The sequence below is a fragment of the Pseudoalteromonas sp. S4741 genome (assembly GCF_005886135.1).
GTDB classification, from domain to species: domain Bacteria; phylum Pseudomonadota; class Gammaproteobacteria; order Enterobacterales; family Alteromonadaceae; genus Pseudoalteromonas; species Pseudoalteromonas tetraodonis.
The window spans coordinates 19921-38882 of the sequence record NZ_PNCN01000026.1 but is presented as its reverse complement, the minus strand read 5'-3'; the positions used below and the strand labels follow the sequence as shown (position 1 = coordinate 38882).

20 protein-coding genes are annotated in these 18962 nt (G+C 39.9%); 4 read left to right on the top strand and 16 right to left on the bottom strand.

What is annotated here, in order from left to right; genetic code table 11:
* Positions 1 to 43: 43 nt before the first annotated feature.
* The 4 genes from CWC30_RS04490 to argC are packed head-to-tail and all read right to left on the bottom strand — an operon-like array spanning position 44 to position 3960.
* The gene (locus CWC30_RS04490) at positions 44 to 1246 is read right to left on the bottom strand and encodes an argininosuccinate synthase (RefSeq protein ID WP_076920188.1); all 1203 of its coding nucleotides are present in this window, start codon (positions 1244 to 1246) and stop codon (positions 44 to 46) included.
* Positions 1243 to 2175, bottom strand: coding sequence for an ornithine carbamoyltransferase (locus CWC30_RS04485; protein ID WP_138626541.1), 933 nt, complete (start codon positions 2173 to 2175; stop codon positions 1243 to 1245). Before CWC30_RS04485 ends, CWC30_RS04490 begins: the two co-directional genes overlap by 4 nt.
* A gap of 7 nt (positions 2176 to 2182) precedes the next feature.
* The gene (gene argB / locus CWC30_RS04480; RefSeq protein ID WP_138626540.1) at positions 2183 to 2950 is read right to left on the bottom strand and encodes an acetylglutamate kinase; all 768 of its coding nucleotides are present in this window, start codon (positions 2948 to 2950) and stop codon (positions 2183 to 2185) included.
* Positions 2947 to 3960 carry an N-acetyl-gamma-glutamyl-phosphate reductase gene (gene argC, locus CWC30_RS04475; RefSeq protein ID WP_138626539.1) on the bottom strand — a complete coding sequence of 338 codons (1014 nt, stop codon included), beginning with the start codon at positions 3958 to 3960 and terminating at the stop codon, positions 2947 to 2949. Before argC ends, argB begins: the two co-directional genes overlap by 4 nt.
* A gap of 221 nt (positions 3961 to 4181) precedes the next feature.
* On the opposite strand from argC, the gene argE reads away from it, so the two are divergent.
* Entirely contained in the window at positions 4182 to 5327 is a 1146-nt protein-coding gene (gene argE, locus CWC30_RS04470; protein ID WP_138626538.1) for an acetylornithine deacetylase, read from the top strand.
* A 249-nt stretch (positions 5328 to 5576) separates the two neighbouring features.
* Here argE and panP read toward each other — a convergent pair whose 3' ends face one another.
* Positions 5577 to 7202, bottom strand: a complete 1626-nt coding sequence (panP, locus tag CWC30_RS04465; RefSeq protein ID WP_010391026.1) for a pyridoxal-dependent aspartate 1-decarboxylase PanP — start codon at positions 7200 to 7202, stop codon at positions 5577 to 5579.
* Between the two features lie 259 nt (positions 7203 to 7461).
* Here panP and CWC30_RS04460 point away from each other — a divergent pair, with 259 nt between their 5' ends.
* Positions 7462 to 9330, top strand: coding sequence for a GGDEF domain-containing protein (locus CWC30_RS04460; protein ID WP_138626537.1), 1869 nt, complete (start codon positions 7462 to 7464; stop codon positions 9328 to 9330).
* Here the strand turns inward: CWC30_RS04460 and trmB are convergent.
* The 8 genes from trmB to folB form a co-directional block, all read right to left on the bottom strand.
* Positions 9327 to 9998 carry a tRNA (guanine(46)-N(7))-methyltransferase TrmB gene (trmB, locus tag CWC30_RS04455; RefSeq protein ID WP_033104026.1) on the bottom strand — a complete coding sequence of 224 codons (672 nt, stop codon included), beginning with the start codon at positions 9996 to 9998 and terminating at the stop codon, positions 9327 to 9329. The two genes, CWC30_RS04460 and trmB, sit on opposite strands and share 4 nt — an antisense overlap.
* Positions 9998 to 10765, bottom strand: coding sequence for an ABC transporter permease (locus CWC30_RS04450; protein WP_010391022.1), 768 nt, complete (start codon positions 10763 to 10765; stop codon positions 9998 to 10000). The genes trmB and CWC30_RS04450 overlap by 1 nt, the downstream gene beginning before the upstream one ends.
* A complete protein-coding gene (locus tag CWC30_RS04445; protein WP_075170692.1) occupies positions 10766 to 11695 on the bottom strand; it encodes an ABC transporter ATP-binding protein in 930 nt (309 codons plus the stop codon).
* Positions 11692 to 12315 carry a flavin prenyltransferase UbiX gene (locus CWC30_RS04440; protein WP_138626536.1) on the bottom strand — a complete coding sequence of 208 codons (624 nt, stop codon included), beginning with the start codon at positions 12313 to 12315 and terminating at the stop codon, positions 11692 to 11694. Before CWC30_RS04440 ends, CWC30_RS04445 begins: the two co-directional genes overlap by 4 nt.
* A gap of 1 nt (position 12316) precedes the next feature.
* The gene (mpl, locus tag CWC30_RS04435) at positions 12317 to 13672 is read right to left on the bottom strand and encodes a UDP-N-acetylmuramate:L-alanyl-gamma-D-glutamyl-meso-diaminopimelate ligase (protein WP_138626535.1); all 1356 of its coding nucleotides are present in this window, start codon (positions 13670 to 13672) and stop codon (positions 12317 to 12319) included.
* Between the two features lie 173 nt (positions 13673 to 13845).
* The gene (locus CWC30_RS04430; protein WP_138626534.1) at positions 13846 to 14646 is read right to left on the bottom strand and encodes an undecaprenyl-diphosphate phosphatase; all 801 of its coding nucleotides are present in this window, start codon (positions 14644 to 14646) and stop codon (positions 13846 to 13848) included.
* The gene (gene folK, locus CWC30_RS04425; RefSeq protein ID WP_138626533.1) at positions 14643 to 15131 is read right to left on the bottom strand and encodes a 2-amino-4-hydroxy-6-hydroxymethyldihydropteridine diphosphokinase; all 489 of its coding nucleotides are present in this window, start codon (positions 15129 to 15131) and stop codon (positions 14643 to 14645) included. Before folK ends, CWC30_RS04430 begins: the two co-directional genes overlap by 4 nt.
* Positions 15132 to 15491 carry a dihydroneopterin aldolase gene (gene folB / locus CWC30_RS04420; RefSeq protein WP_036979785.1) on the bottom strand — a complete coding sequence of 120 codons (360 nt, stop codon included), beginning with the start codon at positions 15489 to 15491 and terminating at the stop codon, positions 15132 to 15134.
* 207 nt (positions 15492 to 15698) lie between these two features.
* Here folB and plsY point away from each other — a divergent pair, with 207 nt between their 5' ends.
* Positions 15699 to 16304, top strand: coding sequence for a glycerol-3-phosphate 1-O-acyltransferase PlsY (plsY, locus tag CWC30_RS04415; RefSeq protein WP_069438532.1), 606 nt, complete (start codon positions 15699 to 15701; stop codon positions 16302 to 16304).
* A gap of 23 nt (positions 16305 to 16327) precedes the next feature.
* Here the strand turns inward: plsY and tsaD are convergent, their stop codons facing one another.
* The 3 genes from tsaD to CWC30_RS04400 are packed head-to-tail and all read right to left on the bottom strand — an operon-like array spanning position 16328 to position 18334.
* The gene (tsaD, locus tag CWC30_RS04410) at positions 16328 to 17341 is read right to left on the bottom strand and encodes a tRNA (adenosine(37)-N6)-threonylcarbamoyltransferase complex transferase subunit TsaD (protein ID WP_036979790.1); all 1014 of its coding nucleotides are present in this window, start codon (positions 17339 to 17341) and stop codon (positions 16328 to 16330) included.
* A gap of 44 nt (positions 17342 to 17385) precedes the next feature.
* On the bottom strand, positions 17386 to 17976 hold the full coding sequence (locus CWC30_RS04405; RefSeq protein WP_036979791.1) for a YjaG family protein: 591 nt from the start codon (positions 17974 to 17976) through the stop codon (positions 17386 to 17388).
* On the bottom strand, positions 17960 to 18334 hold the full coding sequence (locus CWC30_RS04400) for a putative signal transducing protein (protein ID WP_374275697.1): 375 nt from the start codon (positions 18332 to 18334) through the stop codon (positions 17960 to 17962). Before CWC30_RS04400 ends, CWC30_RS04405 begins: the two co-directional genes overlap by 17 nt.
* A 63-nt stretch (positions 18335 to 18397) precedes the next feature.
* On the opposite strand from CWC30_RS04400, the gene CWC30_RS04395 reads away from it, so the two are divergent.
* Positions 18398 to 18847, top strand: a complete 450-nt coding sequence (locus CWC30_RS04395) for a DUF2721 domain-containing protein (RefSeq protein WP_054201982.1) — start codon at positions 18398 to 18400, stop codon at positions 18845 to 18847.
* The last annotated feature ends 115 nt before the right edge of the window (positions 18848 to 18962 follow it).

Below are 18962 nucleotides of genomic sequence, written 5' to 3'. Positions count from 1 at the left end.
CCAAACCCGATAATAGCCCCTTAATTCCAAGGGGCATAAAAAATTACTTTTTAGCTAATGCTGAAATTCTGCTTGATAGCGAGAATAAACGAATAAAGCCTTCTGCATGCGATTGGTCATAAACATCGTCTTCACCAAAGGTAGCGAAATCTTCGCTATATAAACTGTTAGGTGATTTTTTCTGAACCGCAGTGACTTGGCCTTTATAAAGCTTAAGTACCACTTCGCCCGTTGCTAGTGTAGACAGCGCTTCTGCACCGGCTAAAATAGAATCTTTTAGCGGCGTAAACCAACGACCGTCGTAGACTAAGTGTGAAAATTCACCACCGAGTACTTCTTTCCATTTACGGCTCGCTTTATCAAGTACTAACTCATCAATAGCTTGCAGCGCTGCCATGATCACAGTGCCGCCTGGCGTTTCATAACAACCACGCGATTTCATACCCACTAAACGGTTTTCTACAATATCGACACGGCCCACACCATGAGGTGATGCAATGTCGTTTAATTTAACTAAACAATCATAAGGTTTAAGCTCTTCGCCATTTACAGCAACTACTTCACCTTCAACAACCGATAAAGTGACGTGTTCAGCTTTATCAGGTGCTTGCTCTGGTGAATTAGTCCAGGTCCATACTTGCTCACTTGGTTCACACCAAGGGTCTTCAAGTTCACCGCCTTCGTGAGAAATATGCCATGCGTTAGCATCACGACTGTAAATTTTAGTTGCTGACGCAGAACATGGAATGTCACGTTCAGCTAGGTAATCAAGCAATGATTCACGGCTTGATAAATCCCACTCACGCCATGGCGCAATCACTTTTAAATCAGGTGCGAGTGCGGCAAAACATGACTCAAAACGTACTTGGTCGTTACCTTTACCCGTACAGCCATGAGAAAGTGCATCGGCACCTACTTTACGTGCAATTTCAACTTGCGCTTTAGCAATGATTGGACGCGCCATAGAAGTACCAAGTAAATAAGTCCCTTCATATATAGAACCCGTTTTAAGCGTTGGGTAAATATAATCGCTTACCATCTCATCTTTTAAATCAACCACGTAACACTCAGATGCACCAGACGCTATAGCTTTAGCTTCCACGCCTTCAAGTTCTTCAGCTCCTTGGCCAACATCGGCAACAAAGGCAATAACTTCACAGCCGTAGTTCTCTTTTAACCATGGCACGATAGCCGATGTATCAAGACCACCAGAATAGGCTAAAACGACTTTTTTGATTGAACTCATAGGTGTTCCTTAACAAAATTTGGATTTAACAATGTAACTAGTAGCGCATTTTGCGCATGCATGCGGTTTTCTGCTTGCTGTATAATTTTTGATGCAGGGCCATCCATTACCTCAGAAGTAATTTCAAACTCACGGTGTGCCGGTTGGCAATGTAATACCGTAGTTGCACCGGTTTTTTCTAACAATGCCTGGTTTAATTGATAAGGCATGTATTTTTCTTTTACTTGCTCAAGAGGAGTTGTATCCCCCATTGATACCCAGGTATCGGCGTAAACAACATTAGCGCCTACTGCAGCCTCAACCCTGTCACTTACCATGACAGAAGCGCCATTCATCGCTGCTATTTGCTCTGCTTTTTTAAGCACTTGCGAATCAGGTGAACACCCTTTTGGTGTTACAGCGACAAAATCGGTTCCTAAAGTAGCGGCTAACAGCATCAATGAATGCGTTACATTATTGCCCTCACCTAGGTAGGCAAGCTTTAACTGGCTAACATCACCATGTACTTCTTGTAGCGTTAAAAAATCAGCTAATGCTTGGCATGGGTGATATAAATCACACAAACTATTAACCACAGGAACAGACGAATACTCACCTAAGGTAGTTAACGTACTGTGCTGATTAACCCGGGCAACGATACCATCAGCCCAAGTTGAAATATTTAAGGCAAAATCTTTTATTGATTCGCGGGCGCCCATTGCACCATTTTGTTGGTCAAGGTAAACCGCATGGCCCCCTAAACGATTTATACCAATATCAAATGAAAGGCGAGTACGTAAACTTTGCTTTTCAAACAAAGTAACCACTGACTTACCAGCTAGCACTTGGCTATATTTACTTGGGCTTTCTTTAATATCTTGCGCTAACTTTAATAAATTTAGTGCGCCTTGTTGGTCTAATTCTAGACCCGTTAAAAAATCTTTAAACATGTTCAACCTATGGTGTTACTTTAGTTCCGACATGCTCGCCTTGCAGCAAAGCAGTTAAGTTTTCTGGCTTTTGCCAGCTGGAAATGTACACACCGCGTCGTAAATGTTGGGCAGCGTGAAGGCTGGTCTTAACTTTGACCTCCATCCCGCCCACAATTACTCCCTCTGCAATTAAAGTATCAATGTGTTTTGTGTCAAGTTGATGTAGTGGATGCTTATTCACATCAAGCACCGCTTCTACATCTGTCATAAAAATAAGTTCGGCGTTTAAATTACTCGCAATCGCGGCGGCTGCTTCGTCAGCATTGACGTTGTACCAAAGCCCTTGCTCATCAAAACCGATGGAGCTGACTATAGGTAAACGCCCGCCACTGAGTAATTCATTAATAATAGAATCATCATTACTATGGCATTGACCTACTTGCCCTAGCGCTTTTAATTTTTGTGATGCTGTTATTCCAGCTTCATATAAACTCAAGCCAACGGGTTTGTGCCCAGCAGTCATTGCTTGCGCCATTAATTGTTTGTTTGCTGCTCCCGCTAATGCTCCTACAATATAAGGCATCTGTTCTTTAGGGCTGATACGCAAACCTTGGTGTTTAGCACTGGCAAAACCGGCTTCTGCTAGCCAATGGTCAACTAATGAGCCACCGCCATGAACAATGACAAATTGTGCCTCATGTTGCTCATTAAGAACCTCAAAAAGCGCTTTAGCGGCATTTTCAGTATTGAGTACTGCGCCACCGAGTTTAATAACCCACGTTTTACTGCTCATTTAAACGCTCCTACTAAACCTGTAGTGTGAGGCAAACCCATTGACAAATTAATACATTGCAGAGCCTGACCAGCCGCCCCTTTTAGTAAATTGTCAATCGCTGCCATTACTATTAATTGTGAGTCTTGCTGCTGCCATGCAATATCAACATAGGGTTGTTTTGCTACCCCTTTAATGGAGGGAATTTTGCCACCAAGCAATCGAATTAACGGCTCATCTGCTAATACTTGATACGCTTTAGTTACTTGCTCACTGGTCACACCCGGTTTTAGCTGTACATAAATGGTTTCTAAAATACCGCGCGGGAAATTACCTAAATGAGGAGTAAATAACACCTCATGACCTAGGTGCTGTTGTATTTCAGGCCCATGACGATGGTTAAACAAACCATAGGGTGCAAGTGATACCTCACAAAAATGCGTACCGATGCTGGCTTTTCGCCCTGCGCCAGTTACGCCAGAAACCGCATTAATAATAATTTTTTCATCACTCAACAAGCACGCTTGTTGAAGAGGCTTTAATGCATTTAATGCAGCCGTTGGATAGCAGCCAGCAACAGCAATTAACTGAGCATCAGTAATGGCTTTACTATTCCATTCAGCAAGACCGTAAGCCGCTTGATTAAGTAGTTCTGGATGTTGGTGTTCAAAACCATAATAAGTGACGTAATCTTCATTACTTTCAAGACGGTAACCACCAGACAAGTCAAATACCTTTTTGCCCATCGCTAAAAACTGAGGGGCTAAATCAACACTTACTTTATGATCGGTGCACAGACAAACGTAATCTGCTGAATGAGTGATATCAGCAAGTGCATGTTCATTTAGTGGCTGCAGAGGTAAATCAAGTAATCCTAAATGCTCAGGATACAATTCACTAAGCAATTTATGTTTATCTAAACTTTGCGCTGATACATAACAACCAGTTAGCGAAAGAGTTGGATGTTTTGCTACTAAGCTAGCCAGTTCTGCGCCGCTGTAACCGCTGGCACCTATAATTACTACGTTCATTATTTACTCTTTATCTAAAATTAGTGACCACATTCCATGTTGTTTGTTTACACTAGGGTATAACCCAGCCAAACAGATTAAATTTATGAGTGATAACTATCGTCGTATTATTTTCATGGCGCAACTTTAATATATTTATGCTTAAAAAGTGAATTGATATTCATAGTAAATACTTTTATATTGTTATGCAATTAAAATGAATACTTATTTTGGAATTTTTTATGTCTCTGCCGTCATTTATTTCGATGTACCAGCAATTGATTGCTGCCCCCTCTATCAGTGCCATTGAAGATCATTTATGCATGAGTAATAAAAGTGTCATTGAATTGCTAGCGCAATGGTGTGAAAGCTTAGGTTTTAACTGTGAAATAATAGAGTTAGAAGACAACAAAGGTCGCTACAACTTATTAGCAAAACGCGGTCAAGGCGACGGCGGTTTAATGCTAGCAGGCCACACTGATACAGTGCCATTTGATGATAGTCGTTGGAATCACAACCCATTTAAATTAACTGAGCGAGATAACAAACTATTTGGCTTAGGTAGCATTGATATGAAAGGTTTTTTTGCTTTTGTACTGCAGGCTATTAGTGAGCTTGATGAAAAGCAACAAACACAACCAATTTTAATATTAGCCACCGCAGACGAAGAAACTACTATGGCTGGCGCACAACAAATCTGTAAGCACCCAAATTTAAAGCCAAGTCGCTGTATTATTGGTGAACCTACTGATATGACTCCGGTATTTACTCATAAAGGTCATATGAGTACAGCAATAAGAGTTGTCGGCCGTTCAGGACATAGCTCAGATCCCGAACGGGGTCTTAACGCCATCGAAGTGATGCATAAAGTGATTACAAAATTGCTAATCTTAAAAGAACAACTTAAGAATAAATATTCAATAAATCACTTTGAAATTCCTCACCCAACGCTCAATTTAGGTAATATTCATGGGGGCGATAATGCAAATCGGATTTGCGGTTGCTGTGAAATGCACATTGATATGCGCCCTCTTCCTGGCTTAAGTGTACAAGAGCTGCAAGCATTGCTGCTTGATGCAACCTACGATATAAATCAGCAATACCCTAATTCGGTCAGTGTGATTGATTTACATGAGCCAATTCCAGCATTTACAGGAAGCACAGACAGCGCGTTAGTTAAACTAGCCGAAAATATAGCAGGGCAAAAAGCAGTGGCTGTTAATTACTGTACTGAGGCACCATTTATACAACAACTGGGTTGTGAAACCATCGTCATGGGACCGGGTTCAATTAACCAAGCGCATCAGCCCGATGAATATTTAGCGATGGAAAAAATAAAGCCTTCGCAACAAATTATCAGCAACATCATAAAGGCGAGTTGCTTTTAATCAGTAACAAAAAAGACGCTATTAAGCGTCTTTTTTATAGCATTTATATTTAACCTGAACTCTGAGTAATATATCTATCTCAAGCAGCTATTTTTAGCGCTAACTGCGTTGAATTTACTTGCAATAGGCTAGCTATTGACGCGTAAGTTCGCCTTGTTTTCACTGAAAATCTCTGGCTAGAGAAAATAAACATAAATATCATCTTTGATTCAATATGTTAGTAAATCTCTTAACCAGAGTTCAGGTTAGTTACATATATTTTCGTAAATACTTTTTAAATACAGGGTCGGTTTGAGCTAGTTCTTTCTGCTCTTCTAATATCTCTTTTAATATTGCACCTGATGTAAGCGGATTCGCAAGCACCACTCTAAATACCACGGTTGGTTGGTTATCATATTGAACTGGCGTTAAACGTGTACGCGATACAAACGAGCGACCTGATTCACGTTGACGTTTTTGCATGCTTGCAGTAAAACGATTAAGCGCGGCAAAGATATCTAAACGGGTTTGTGCGTCGGCCTGTGCTATCGCATTTTTAATTTGCTTAGGGACATAACGATAAGTTAGCAAACATAGCTCAGGTTCTGATATTAATTCAAAGTCTTCATCTGCTTTTATCAAATCAGCAAAGTAACGTGCTTTTTTAATACTGCGATCGATAAGCATTTCATAGCCTTTACGACCAATAACACGTAAGCAAGCATGCACTAACATCGCCATACCAGGGCGGCTTCCCTCAAGGGTATGGCTGCCTAAATCTTTAGAGCCTTTACGTAAAATATACTCAGCATGGTGTTCGATGGCATCAGTTGCAGCAGGGTCTTTAAACAGCACCAAACCTGCTCCCATCGGTACATACATTTGTTTATGCGCATCAATGGTGATTGAATCTGCATGCTCAATACCTTTTAAAAGGTGCCTATGGGTATTAGAGAGTAAAGTAGCTCCGCCCCACGCCGCATCAACATGAAAGTGGCAATTAATCTCTTGTGCTAAATTAGCCATGTCTTCTAGTGGATCGATATTACCAGTTTCAGTCGTTCCGGCTACACCAATAATTGCCATCACTTTAATGCCTTGCGCTTCAAGCTCTAGCGCTTTTTCTCGCATAGCAGCTACATCAACTTTATTATCAGCCGATGTTTTAATACCAATTAAATTCTCACGGCCAATACCTAATAAATCAACCGATTTGCCTAATGAGTAATGACCTCGCTCAGAGATTAAAACCGCCAGTCCTTTGTAACCATAGTGGAGCATTCCCGCCACTAAACCTTGTGCAGCAATGCCTTTAAAGTTGCCATCCGCTTTCAATAAGCGGTTGCGGGCAATCCAAAGTGCTGTAATGTTAGCTACTGTGCCACCAGAGCAAAATGCTCCTAAAGAGGTTTTTGCACTGTGCATCCATTTAGAATAAAAGCCATCATTTTGTCCATAAGCTAAATGATGCATCATTCCTAAAACTTGACGCTCTAATGGGGTAAACGCTTTTGAGGTTTCTATTTTTACAAGGTTTTGATTTAGCCCAACCATTAATTTCGATAACGGCAGTAAAAAATGTGGCAGAGCAGATGTCATGTGACCAATAAAGCTTGGCGCTGCGGTATGTACAGAATGAGCAACCAGCTGTTCCATAATATCTTGGGCATAGCAAGACACAAACGTTGGCTCTTCAGGGATAGCCGCAGATTGAAAATCTTTTTCTATTTCATGTAATGGTTTTTCAATTGCCGCGATATTTTCGTTTAAGAAACCTGCTAAATTACTCGAAATTTCAAGCTCTATTTTGCTCAAAGTTGAGTCAGGGGCCTCTGGAACGGTAAATATCCGTTTGAGGCTTTCTTTAGAGGCGACGGCACAACGCTTTTGATCCATCTTCATACCTAGTGTGTGACTAAAACACCTGTTAGTTTGTAAAACACGCTAATTTAAGGTGTTTTTAAGCAACGGCATTTCTAAAAAATTGCGCTAACTTTACTGCAATATGACAAAAATGTCTCGTTTTAAGCCATAAAAGACAATACAAAATAGATAACATTTCACTATTTTTTATATTTAGTACAAAGGGTAATTAAAATATTGGGCATTTATAATTTTTAAGTATAATAAATCTAACAAAAAATAAGGATGTTACATGCTAAAAGGAAATCTAAAATTAACTCGGTTGGCGCTCGGTACCGTCTTTTTTTTAGTCAGCTTAATAATTTACAGTTACTACACCTACACTGCCATCAATAATGATGTTATACGCAGCATTGATAATCGTTTATTAAATGCAGCCACCAGCGTAAAGTACATTTTAGGTAGTGATTATCACGATAAAGTAGCGCAAGAAATTAGCTTTTCAAGCTATCAAAATAAAGCCGACCAGCTTTCGGCATTGGCCAATGATTTAAATATAGATTATTTATATTCAATGGTACTGATTGATGAGAATGTTTATTTTACTGCCTCTAGCTACACTCAAGATGATCAAAATAACGGTAAAGTTACTCAGTTTTTAGATCTTTATCCCGAAGCCACGCCAATAACTATGGCTGCATTTTTATCAACGGCCCCTATTTTTGAAACCTCAACAGCGCATCGCGGCCATTCTAAAACAGTATATATTCCTCATCTGGCAAAAAATGGCAGAACCTATATTACAGCTGCAGATATTAGCGTTGATAAAATTAGCAATGCGTTAAAAACAGACTTATATCAATCTATGTTTCATTTTTGCTGCGTAATTATTATTTTATTAATAGTTTATACTCTTTATTACTATGGAGTACGTCGTTCATTAATGAGCGACCATGCAAGCGGATTTGAAAATCATATTGCCTTAGAAAAACGGCTAAAAAAAAGCAATGAACATCATTTACAAATTGCGATTATTTTAGTGAACGAAATTGATAATATCAGCCGTTTTTTTGGCACAAAAACAGCCGATGAAGTGATGAAAAAGCTGCTCACTCACTTTAAGCAGCAAGCCCGTTTGCACGCACGTATTTATCGTATTGCAACTAATAAACTCGCTATTTTGACTGATAAAGAAACTCCCTTTGATGAGCTATATAGCATCATACAATCGCATAATAAAAATATACCGTTTTTAAATCAGCCTTTTATTTATATTACACTTAACGCTGGTGTAGCTAGAGGCAATAAGTCATTACTGCTTAAGAATGCTCATATTGCGTTACTGCAATCTAAGCAGGGCGATCAGAGTATAGTTAACTACTGTGAGGCAATTAACGACGCTAAATCTCTATATTTATATAATGTTGAAATAGCAAAAGAAATTCGTGAAGCATTTGATGCTCATCGTGTTGTTCCTTACTTTCAGCCGGTTATAAATACTCATACCGATGAAGTTATTAGGTATGATTGTTCACCGAGAATAGTCACTTCACAAGGGGAGATTTTAACCCCTGATACCTTTGCAAATGCACTAAATAGACTGCGTATGAATGGCATGTTAACCCATGCCCTGTTTACTCAATGTGTTTCACGTTTTCGTAAATCAGCAATTTGTTGGGAGTTAACTCTGTGCGCTGAAAACATTGCAGATCCCACTATTTATGATCATATTGCGTATGAGCTTCATCGCTACCCTAATCCTGAAAACATTACTATTTCAATTTTAGAGTCGCAGGTTATTTCACATTACTATGAAATAAAGTCATTTATCGCAATGGTAAAAAGTAAGGGGGCAAAGGTGGTGATGCACTGCTGGGGTAATGAGTTTATCAATACTCTTAATACTTTAAAAGTGGAGGTTGATGGTATAAAACTCGATGGAGCAATCACAAAGCAGCTATTAAATGATGCAAATACGTCGCTATTTATATCCTACATCACTGATATAGCCCAGCAGCTTGAACTTGAATTGGTTGTTGAAGCGGTAGAAAGTAATACGGTTGCAGAGTTACTCAGCCAACTAAATGTGACGCTGATGCAAGGTAGTTTCCTTGGCAAACCAACGCCACATGTTACTGAGTTTAAAAAAGCAATGAATTAGTTATTAATATTAATGGCTAGTCGGTGGCTTTGCTGACCACTGGCCCAGTACTTACGCTCAAAAGGAGTAATTGCTTCGTCTGATTCAAACAACGCGGTTTGACAAGGATACCCAGCTAACTCGAGCGCTCTGGCAAACTCTTTAACATAGATATCCCAGTTACTGCGCACTTCAAGCAAACCACCTAATTTAACAATAAAGGGGAAGATAGCAGCCCCATGCCAGCGCCGCTGAATGTGCTTAGACTTAGGCCACGGGTTTGGATATAGCAAATAATGATGAGTAGGCCGCCAATTAGCAGCGACAGCTAAACGCCAAAAATCATTTAAGTCAGCTTGCACCAAAATGTATTGACCACTCTCAGTTTGTTTATACTCAACATCATGCTTATCAAGTCGGTGAGATGACTTATCAATGCCCACAACTAACGCATCAGGATGACGTTTCGCTAAATTAGCAGTGCTTTCGCCAACGCCACAACAGGAGTCTAGAATAAGCGGTCCATCAAAGGCTTGCACCTTAGCATTAACTTCATCAAATGCGGTTTGAGTATGCGCTGCAATTGGCTTTTTAAACTCGGCTTGTAAGTGTTTATTAACTATTTCATCAAGCTTTTCATGAAGTCCCGCTTGATTAGATACAATACTACGTGAATTTGCATCGCTCATCAGTGTCTTAGCCCCACACCTTTTTTAATTAGCGTCAGTGCTAAAGTAAATAATACGCTGATAAACACCAACAACACCGCAATCGCAACCGTTAAATCAACATCAGAAACACCTAAAAATCCGTATCTGAATGCGTTAACCATATAAATTATCGGGTTTATTTGCGATACCATCTGCCAAAAATCAGGCAGTAAAGTGATTGAGTAAAACACCCCGCCTAAATAAGTTAGAGGCGTTAAAATAAAGGTCGGAATAATGCTTATGTCATCAAAGCTGTTTGCATAAATAGCGTTGATTAATCCGCCCAAGGCAAACACCGCCGAGGTAAGAATAACAGTGGCTATAATCACAAAAATATTATGTATTTGTATATCTACAAAAAATAAAGAAACGCACGTTACAATAAAGCCAACCATAATGCCACGGGTCATGCCTCCGCCCATATAACCCAACACAATGATGTAATTAGGCACAGGTGCAACCAATAACTCTTCAATACTTTTTTGAAACTTAGTTGAGTAAAAGCTCGAAGCCACATTCGAGTAAGAGTTTGTTATAACTGACATCATAATAAGGCCAGGAACAATAAACTCCATGTAACTAAAGCCGCCCATATCGCCAATACGCGAGCCTATTAAATTTCCAAAAATAACAAAATATAAGCTCATAGTAATCGCTGGCGGTACTAAGGTTTGCACCCAAATACGCAAAAAACGAATACACTCTTTAATCCAAATACTTTTTAAGGCTACGCCATATTTAAACATTTATTCGCCCCGCCCTTGCTCTAATAAACCTACAAATAATTCTTCTAATCGATTTGCTTTATTACGCATGCTCAGAACAGTATTACCTTGTTCGGTTAACGCGCTAAATACAGCATTGAGCCCTTGTGATTTAGCCACTTCAACTTCAATGGTGTGCTCATCAGTCATGGTGAAATTATACCCTTCAAGTGTCACCGGATTGGTAGGCTGCTTTAAATCCAGTACAAAGGTTTCTTTGTCTAATTTAGCCAACAAAGCTTTTATAGTAGTGTTTTCAACTATGCGACCGGTATCAATAATAGCGATGTTTTTACACAGTAGTTCGGCTTCTTCAAGGTAGTGAGTGGTTAAAATAATGGTCACACCTTGTTCGTTGATTTGTCTTAAAAACTCCCACATTGAGCGGCGCAGCTCTATATCAACGCCCGCAGTTGGTTCGTCTAAAATAAGTAACTTTGGCTCATGCATTAAGGCACGTGCAATCATCAAACGACGCTTCATACCACCAGAAAGAGTACGTGCTTGCTTATCTTTTTTCTCAAGTAACCCTAGCTGTGCTAAGTACTTGTCAGCACGTTTGTGCGCCTGCGCGCGAGGAACACCATAATAGCCTGCTTGATTAACGAGTATTTGGCTTAGGGTTTCAAACTGGCTAAAGTTAAACTCTTGCGGCACTAAACCTAAGTTAGCTTTCGCTGCTTCTAGGTCGGTATCAATATCATGACCAAATACTTCAACTTTACCTTTGGTCTTATTAACCAAAGAAGATATCACCCCAATAGTGGTTGATTTACCCGCCCCATTTGGACCTAACAGTGCAAAAAAGTCACCTTCATGCACTTGTAAATCAACGCCTTTTACTGCCTCTACCCCATTTTTGTAAACCTTGGTAAGGCCTTCAATATTTAAAGCAATGTTTTGCTTATTCATTTCTTACCCTCACCATAACCCCAGCGCTTTGTGAGGTTATGTTCAATATTTAAATGATCTAAAATTCGCGCCACCATAAAATCAACCAAGTCTTCTATACTTTGTGGTTGATGATAAAACCCAGGAGCAGCGGGCATGATAGTGACCCCTAAACGCGATAATTTGAGCATATTTTCTAAGTGAATTTCGCTAAACGGAGTTTCTCGAGGGACTAAAATAAGTTGACCTCGCTCTTTTATCACCACATCGGCGGCGCGCTCTAATAAGTTATCTGATGCGCCGATTGCAATCGCAGACACTGACCCGGCACTACATGGACATACTATCATTTTTTTCGGTGCTGCTGAGCCCGAAGCCACCGGGCTGAACCAGTTATCTTTGCCAAATACCTTTAATTGCTCAGGCTTGGCGTTATATAACAGGCTTAATTGCTCTGTGGCCTTGTCTTCATTTGCTGATAGTTTAACATTTGATTCGGTATCAAAGACTACCCGCGCAGCACTTGAAATAAGCACATACACTTGAAACTGCTGCTCAAGCAACACCTCTAATAACCTTAGTCCGTAAGGCGCGCCTGATGCACCACTAAATGCTAAAGTGATTTTATCTTTAAATTGCACATTATTCTCCGCTGTATTTATCGGCCAAGCCATCAACAAGTTGTTGATGAAGGCCATTAAAACCACCATTACTCATAATTAAAACATGTTGATTTGGCTCAATACTTTCAAGCACTGTTTCGATAATGGCGATTGTAGAATCAAAACACTGCATACCGGCTTTTTCTGCTTGCTCCTTGAGCGACCAGCTTAAGTTTTCTGGTTCAAACAGTAGCACCTCATCCGCATCGCGTAATGAGTCTAGCAATGTAAATTGATGAACTCCCATTTTCATGGTGTTAGAACGCGGCTCTAAAATCGCAATAATTTTGTCATTGCCCACTTTGGCGCGCAGCCCCGCAAGCGTTGTTTGTATCGCGGTAGGATGATGGGCAAAATCATCATACACTTTAATGTTATTTATATCCGCTTTAAGCTCCATACGCCTTTTTGGGCTGATAAATTCGCCTAAAGCCGCAATACTGTGCTCAATAGCAATTCCTACATGGCGCGCTGCTGCAATGGCCATCATGGCATTTTTAACGTTATGCTCACCAATTGCCTGCCAGTTAACTACACCTTGCAGCTGAGTGTTTAATAACACATTAAATTGAGAACCATCCGCTTTAAGTAGCTGATAATCCCAATCATTGCCTAATGTTTCGCTCTCGCTCCACAGCCCTTTTGCTATAACATCGCTCAGAGCCTCATCATCTTTTGGCCACAATACTTTCCCGCTTTGCGGTAGTGTACGTATCAAATGGTGAAATTGTTTTTTAATCGCATTTAAATCTTCAAAAATATCAGCATGATCAAATTCTAAATTATTTAAAATCAGTGTACGCGGCAGGTAATGAACAAACTTACTGCGTTTATCAAAAAATGCAGTGTCGTATTCATCGGCTTCTATTACAAAAAATGGCGTTTCACCGACTCGAGCAGACAGGCCAAAATTTTGCACAATACCACCAATTAAAAACCCTGGCTTTAAGCCCGCATATTCTAATATCCATGCAAGCATACTTGCTGTGGTCGTTTTTCCATGAGTACCTGCTACAGCGAGTACCCAAGAGTCTTGTAATAAGTTATGTTTTAGCCACTCAGGTCCTGAAGTATAAGGCAGGCTCTTATCGAGTACATATTCAACACACGGGTTACCACGGCTCATAGCATTACCAATAACCACCATATCAGGCGTAGGCTCTAACTGTTTTATGTCGTAACCTTGGGTTAGCTCAATGCCTAACTGTTCAAGTTGAGTGCTCATCGGTGGGTAAACATTTTGATCTGAGCCTGTCACTTTATGACCAAGCGATTTAGCAATGGCCGCAATACCGCCCATAAAGGTGCCGCAAATGCCTAATATATGAATATGCATAACTTTTTAATCCTTTGGTACTTCGCACGTCTGTGAAGTTTAATGGCGTTATAATGCCAAATTTTAGGCTTGATGACTATGTGCGTCTCGTCAATTCATTGATGCTAAAACAGCGCTAAAAAATAAAAAAGCCCTCCTACCTAAGTAGGAGGGCTTGCTGGTAATAAGCTAAATTACAGCGTCAAAAATACAATTAAGCCAACACCAAGTAAAAGTCTGTAAATTACAAACGGCAGCATACCCATTCGTTCAATCACTTTTAAGAACATGAATATACAAGCGTACGCTGATAAAAATGAAAGGACGACACCTAAAATTAAAGTGTTCCAATCAACTACATGGTCGCCTAAAGCCAACTCTATTGTGTAGTAAAGACCCATCATAGAAATAATAGGGATTGCGAGTAAAAACGAAAAGCGCGCAGCGCTTTGTTTATTCATGCCCAGCAATAAGCCCGCTGTCATGGTAATGCCTGAGCGAGACGTTCCTGGGATCATAGCCACCGCTTGAGCAAAGCCAATAAGCAACGCTGTTTTCCAGTTAAGCTGGTAAATTGTTTTCATTTGCTTACCTTTGGCATCAGCGTACCAAAGTAATAAACCAAAAATAATAGTCGTAGCAGCTATAACCCAGGCACTGCGCAGGTACAGCTCAACAACATCTTTTAGTAATAAGCCTAATAACGCTGCAGGTACAGTGCCCAGTATAATCCACCAGCCTAGTTTGCTGTCATCTGTTGCACCTTGTTGGCCAAATGATTTAAACCACGCACTCAATATATCGACAACTTCTTTTCTAAAATAAATGACAACAGCGATTAAAGTGCCAACGTGCACTGCGACATCAAAGGCTAAACCTTGATCTTGCCAACCTAAGATTTGTGAAGGAAGAATTAAGTGGGCTGAACTTGAAATAGGTAAAAACTCTGTAAATCCTTGTATCAAGGCTAAAACAATTATTTCTATAATACTCATGGGTTAGTAAACTCCACCTTCCATAGTTTTTGTTGAGGGTTGTTATATGCATTCCATATTTGGGCAATCGTTTGTTTTGCTACCGGATGATAAAAATCAGGAGCTACCTCTGCTAAAGGCTGTAATACAAAGGCATTTTTGGTAATTTCGTTACGTGGTAGTTGAGCTGGGCTCTCGCAAATGACATCATCGTAAAAGAGTAAATCGAGATCCAAGGTGCGCGGGCTAAATTTTTTATCATTTGCTTTGCGACCATTATCGCGCTCTATTTGTTTTAATAACGCACACACATCTTCAAGCGCCATATCGGTAGTGGCAGCAAGTACGGAGTTGTAAAAGTTATTACCGGCAAAACCCACCGCTTCACTTTCAAATACCGAAGAATGTTGGGGATTTTTAAAGTGTTTATTTAACGCCACTAAAGCACGCCTGATATGCTCTGCTTTATTAATATTTGACCCTAAACTAATAAATATTTGCGCCATTTAAGCAATAGCCTTGTTACGCGTTATTTCTACACCGACGGTTTGCGCTTGTGCAACTGCAGCGGGCTTACTTACTTTTATTGTCACTTGCGGGGTATTAAATTCGGTTAAAATGATTTGCGCTAATTGCTCTACCAGTGTTTCTAAAAGCTCTACCGGTTTAGCCGTACTGTGTTCGATAACACGCTCACTTACCTTAGCGTAATCCAGTGCCAAGTTAATATCGTCGTTTTGCGCTGCGGGCTTGATGTCGCTTAGCATTTCAATATCAAAGTACAGGCTTTGTTTACTTTTCTTTTCAAAATCATACACCCCGATAATCGTTTCGACATGCAATTGTGATATAAATACCTTGTCCATTGATACTCCAAATGACTGTAACAAGTCACTGAGTTAATTACATATTGTATCAATCAAATTAATACTGTATATACTTTAATCAGTGTTTAAATATACTAAAATTACTTCTACAATAGAATAATTACAAAATTGCGAGTAATTTAAGAAGCCCGTAAATTTTGACGCCAATAATAGCTTAAAAGTAATGATTAAAAAATAAGGAAGCGCGTGTTAGTCATTTTAATGTTTGTTTTAGCCTATTTGCTCGGCTCGATTTCATCGGCCATTTTAGTGTCGCGGCTATTCAAACTCCCCGATCCACGCACGCATGGCTCCAATAATCCAGGGGCAACCAATGTTTACCGCTCAGGCGGGTCACTTCCTGCATGCTTAGTTTTAGTCTTCGATATTTTAAAGGGCACAATCCCTGTTTGGGGCGCTTATTTTTTAAAACTTGAGCCATTAGAGCTTGGTTTAATCGCCGTTGCAGCATGCTTAGGGCACATGTACCCGTTATTCTTTAGTTTTAAGGGCGGTAAGGCGGTTGCAACTGCATTTGGCTCGTTACTACCGATAGGGCTTTCTTTAGGAGGGTTATTGATTGGTACTTGGTTGCTGATTGTCGCAATTACTCGTTACTCATCACTTGCCGCGTTAGTGGCCGTTACGCTAGCCCCTTTATACACATGGTGGATAAAACCGTTATATACCTTACCGGTAACCTTTATTACGCTACTGATCATTATTAGGCATCGCACTAATATTGTGCGTTTATTTAAGGGGGAAGAACCAAAAGTAGGAACTAAACAAGCCCCTACAGATGATAAGAAGTAATAAATAACCTAAGTTCTGGTTAACTATATTGCTTCTAGGCTATCGATTGGCCAGCGCGGTTTAGTTTTCATATCAAGCGAAGCAAACTGCCCTGCTTTTAAACGCTGCATACCAGCATAAGCAATCATTGCACCATTGTCAGTACAAAACTCAGTACGAGGGTAATACACTTCGCCCTTCATACCTTGCATCACACGCTCTAGTTGCAAACGTAGTTGCGTATTAGCACTTACACCACCGGCTATTACTAAGCGCTTAATACCGGTTTGTTTTAATGCGCGCTTACACTTAATTACTAAAGTATCTATAACGGCTGTTTGAAATGCATGAGCAATATCTGCTTTAGTTTGCTCGTCACTGTCGTTTTCACGAATAGCAATTGAAGCGGCGGTTTTTAGGCCACTAAAGCTAAAATCCAAGCCAGGTTTGTCTGTCATCGGACGCGGAAAAACAAACCGCTTAGCAACACCCTGTTCAGCCATTTTAGCTAAACGAGGACCGCCAGGGTAATCAAGCCCAAGTAATTTAGCCGTTTTATCAAATGCTTCACCTGCAGCATCATCTACCGACTCACCCAATACTTCGTATTGACCAATACCAGCAACTTTTACCATCATGGTATGACCGCCAGAAACCAGTAAGGCAATAAATGGAAACTCGGGGACGTTTTCCTCAAGCATTGGCGCTAATAAATGCCCTTCCATATGGTGCACTGCAACCGCTGGGATATCCCAGCCATACGCTAAAGATCGACCAATTGAGGTACCTACTAACAAAGCCCCTACTAAACCTGGCCCTGCCGTGTAGGCAATACCGTCTAAATCTTCAGGTCCACAACCCGCTTGTGCAAATGCCGCATCAATAAGCGGCAATGTTTTACGTACATGATCGCGAGATGCAAGCTCAGGTACTACACCACCATAGTCTGCATGTACTTTTACTTGGCTATATAATTGATGGGCTAGCAGCCCTTTTTCGTCATCATAAATAGCAATACCAGTTTCATCGCATGATGATTCAATGCCTAAAATTCGCATTGTTGATTCTCCTGCCACCTAACAAGGTGTTTAAAACAAATAACTTAAAGTGCTAAACCAATGTTAGTTTGGCCATCAGCAAGGACATGCTTTTTCAATGCTTTTACATTTTCAGCAGTAATACGCCCCATTGCCTCTACAAAATCAATTAGTTCACCTAATACCTCTATTTCGTATTGCATTAGTGGGTGTTCACGCACTGCTTTATTATCAGCAACATCCCCTTCAACCGTCATTTGATACTCAATAAAGCGAGCCACAGTAGCCTGCGATATTTTACTCACATTAACAAACTCTTGCTCATCTTGTGCTAAAAGGCCATGCATTAAGCTCAATAATGAAGTTGCAGCGTCAATGGCAGGGTAAGTACCAAACATATCAAAATCAGCAAGTTCAGGTACATTAGGCTCTATTTTTTCAACTTGCTTTTCTAAGTCAATTTTACTTTTAGGAAAGAGTATTTTTTCCCAACATACATTTAAAGCATTGCGTAAAATAACCTCATCGCCAAAGCCGGTAGCCTCACTAAATAGCCCATAATTAGGCAACATACGCTCTATTAACGCACTGGCCAATACCGCTTTTTGTAGGTAATTTAATTCTCTAATACGCTGAAAATTATTCGCTTTTGTCATTCTTTAAAGTCCCACATGACCAACAAAAATCAAATGTTGATCCATTATGCTCATTACAGTTAGGGCACACCCAATCTGGAGCGGATTGTTTTACTTGCTGATAGTTTACCAATATTTCACGTGCATGGCGCTCTTTTATCGCATAAACCTGCACACTTACTTGTGTTTGCTCAAACGGGATCTCGCCAATAGCACCCTGCAGCATTTCACCTTTAATTTGACACTCAATTCCCGCATTAAGAATCAGTCCTTTTATTATATTGGCCTCTAAACTATTTTCTGCGTTATAAAGCGTAACCCAATCAAATGATGTTATATTTGAATCGCTATTATTAATATTTTGCAATATCCACCTCATTTACTTTATGTGTACAATTTGCCTGCGTAACCTAAAGCAAATAATATGATTTAAGGACACATTATGACGCTAACTACCCCAGGTTTACTTTTTCCAGCAATCTCGTTGTTGTTACTCGCCTATACAAACCGATTTTTAGTGCTAGCGCAACTAATACGAGAACTGAATGCCCGTGAAGGTGAGTCTATTCGTCCTGTTGTGGTGGCGCAAATAACCAACCTTAGAAAGCGAATAAAACTAATAAGGACCATGCAAGTATACGGAGTGGCTGCTTTTTTATTATGTACGCTATCTATGTTTGCATTATTTATAGAATTTAATACCACGGGTATTATTTTATTTGGGGTCAGTTTAAGCTGCTTGAGCTTATCTTTGCTTACTTCATTATTTGAAATTCATATTTCTTGTGATGCCATAGAAATTGAATTACAAAACATTGAAAATAAGCCTTTAAGTAACCGAGTTAGTAAAAACTTTATTGAGCCTAACCCTAAAAGCAAAAACAGCAATTAACCAATCGAGACTTTAGTAAAGTTGTTATAAAATTGCATAAACTTGGTCAATAATAAAACCCTACAGTTATTTAACATTACCCAAAGGTATAACAACTTTTAGCAACTATTCTCTT